At 42.5% G+C, this 3,408-nt stretch carries 1 protein-coding gene; it reads left to right on the top strand.

The window, feature by feature from the left end; genetic code table 11:
* Positions 1 to 3,408: T9SS type B sorting domain-containing protein (locus B0A58_RS15370; protein WP_133063168.1), on the top strand; the 3,408-nt coding region annotated here is incomplete at both ends.

Here is a 3,408-nt window from a genome sequence, read left to right as displayed (position 1 = left end):
CTAAGCAATGCTACACCACAAATTACCAACAACAACGCCTCTTTAACCGTTACTTACCACGTAACGCTAACCGATGCTCAAACAGGCGAGCAACCCTTGCCCAACACCTATTGCAACATTACCACGCCTTTTTCTCAAACCATATATGTACGAATATTCGATCCTTTAGCTCCTGCTTGTTTCTCTACAAGCTCCTTGCAACTGATTGTCAATCCGCGTCCGATTCCAAATGTGAATCTGACCGATTATGTGCTTTGCGACAACACCGCTCCTACAAACGATGGGATTGAAACTTTTGACATGCACGCCAAAGATGCTGAAATTGCCAATGGCCTTATTGGAACGGTTATCAAATATTACAGCTCCCTAGCCGATGCTCAAAACCAAACCAATGCTTTACCTAACTTTTATACCAATACCACTAGCCCCAACCAACAAACGGTTTATTTCAGAATACAATATCCTGGAACGGGTTGTTTTAGTATTGGCAATTTTAAATTAATTGTAAAACCATTACCCCTTGTACCTTCGAGCTTTACATCAATGACCCTTTGCGATGCTAACGCTCCGTTGGGATTTGAAAATTTTGACTTGGCCAGCCAAATTACCACCCTTTTGAATGGACAAACAGGCATGAATGTTACTTTTTATCCTAGTTTGCCAGATGCCAATGCCAATACCAATGCCATTTTGCCGGCCAACTGGAGCAGTTATACCAATGTATCGGCATATTCGCAAACCTTGGGTATAAAATTAACCAATGTCATTACAGGTTGTTCCAATATTAGCACCATGGATTTGATTGTCAATCCGTTGCCTATGCCTGTTGTACCTACAACACCTTTGTCCATTTGCGATACCAATCAAAATGGACAATACTTTTTTGATTTGACAACCCTTACGGCCAATATTTTGGCGGGTGCTATAAACGTTACTATAACTTACCACGAAACCTTGAGCGATGCCCAAACGGGGTCTTATCCTATTGCCAATCCGCAACATTATGAAAACAGTGGGGCTTTGGTACAATTTATTTATGCCAGTGCCGTAAACCAATACGGTTGCAGAAAAGCCATTACGATAGAATTGAATGTCAATATTGCACCAATTGTGCCTGGTTCGGGAAGTATTGCCAACTTGACAAAATGCGATCAAACCGATAGCAACAACCAAGATGGTTTAACCTTGTTTGATTTGACCCAACAAACGGCAGGTTTATTAGCCTTGCAAACCAGTGCCGCTAGCAACTATACTGTTACTTATCATTTGACACAAGCCGATGCCCTAACGGGAGCCAATCCAATTGTAAATGCAGCTGCTTATTACAACATAAGCAACCCGCAAACCATTTGGGCCAGCATCAAACGAAACAGCACCAATTGTAGAAACATTACCCGTTTTGATTTGATTGTCAATTTGCCTTTGGCTTTGACTATCCCTACGGCTTTGAGTGTGTGCGACACCGATGCCAATCCAAACGACCAGTTTTATACCTTTGATTTGACCCTTAAAAACAACGAAATTACCCAAGGTTTGACGGGCTATACCGTAACATATTATCCAAGTTACAGCAACCCACAAACGGGAACACCTATTGCCAATCCAACGGCTTATACCAACACCACACCATTTGCTCAAACGCTGGGTGTGATGGTTACCAACAATGCTACTGGATGCAAAAGCTGGACCAAACTCGACATAAGAGTCTTGCCAATACCAACACCAAGAACAACGGGTATTCCTAGCCTTGGTACTCAATGTGCTTACAATTACACCGATCCCAACAACCCGTTGGATGTGCCATTGTCGGTTTTCAATTTGACGGTTAATGCTACTTATATTATGAATGGCGATCCGAACTTGATTTTGAGGTATTTCCGTTCTTATGCAGAGGCAACAGCCGTGCCTCCTGTAAACGAAATCCTGAACCCAACAGCCGCCGCCGTGGCTGGCGATGTGTGGATTCGTGTAGAAAATACCCGAACAGATTACCAAGGGCAACATTGTTTTGTGATGGTAAAACAAACACTAACGGTAAACCCAAGACCAACTGTGGCTACATTGCCTGTTTATAAAATTTGTGACGACAACAGCGATGGTTTGGCTCAGTTTGATTTGCAACCCAAAATAGCTTTATTATTAGGCACATCGCAGTTGCCCGCTAACTTTACCCTTACCTTTCATGCCTTGCAAACCGAGGCACAAAATGGGACTAATGCTTTGCCGTTGTTGTTTACCAACACTACGCCACACAGCCAAACCATTTATGTAAGAATTGTAAATAATGCTACGGGTTGTACCAACGAAATTGGCACCCTAACCCTTATTGTAGAAGACAGAGCCAGAGCCACTGGGCCTCAAAATTTTGCAACCTGCGACAACTATGGCGATCCTTATGACGGTATTGGCAAAGTAGATTTGACACAATTTGATGGTCTTATACTCAATGGGCAGGATCCTGCTACTTTTGTATTGTCCTATTTTACAAACCCTACCGACTTGGCCAATGACACCAACGCATTGACTTTGGTTCAGGCTCAAAATTACGTTACGCCTGCCCCAAGTGGTGCGGGTGTAAACCCTGTGTTGTCCACGATATATGTAAAAGTAACCAACACCAACAATATTTATTTGCCAAAATGTACAGATTTTACAACCATCAACATCAAAATAGAGCGTTATCCTAATCCTATCATCCAAACCAATAATGGCTACAACTACATTTGTGTGGATTATTTAACCAAAAAAGTAGTAAGACCCCTTACGCTAGACAGTCAGGTAACGGGCGATTATACTTACGTGTGGTATGTAAAAGAAGGTACGGCAGTGCCACAGGTAATTCCTGGAGCTACTGGGGCTACTTATACCATCGAAAACGGGGACATCTCTGTGAATGATGCCGTAAGAACATTTAGTGTCAAAGTTATTAGCAACAGTACTTTGGGCTGTACGACTACCTCTGTTGGTTTTGATGTATATCAATCAGGGCCAGCGGCTCCAATAGCTGGGGTGGCTTATACGATAACCAATGCTTTTGAAAGCAATCAAATTATAGAGGCCACCGTAGCGGGTTATGGAACTTACTTGTACAGCCTAGACGATGGGCCACAACAGGTGAGTCCTAAATTTGAAAACGTGAGCCTTGGCTCGCACACCCTTTGGGTATGGGACATTGAGGGAGGAAATCAAAGTTGTGATCCTTACACGATATTGGATGTGGAAACCATTGATTATCCGCACTTTTTTACTCCAAATGGCGATGGATTTAATGATACATGGAATATTACGGGTTTAAAATCGCAACCTAACACAAAAATTTATATCTTTGACCGCAACGGAAAACTACTCAAACAATTGAGTGCTACCTCTGTAAATCAAAACGAAGGTTGGGACGGAACCCTAAACGGA

The sequence above is a fragment of the Flavobacterium branchiophilum NBRC 15030 = ATCC 35035 genome, from assembly GCF_002217205.1.
GTDB classification, from domain to species: domain Bacteria; phylum Bacteroidota; class Bacteroidia; order Flavobacteriales; family Flavobacteriaceae; genus Flavobacterium; species Flavobacterium branchiophilum.
This window is presented reverse-complemented; position numbering and strand designations above follow the sequence as displayed.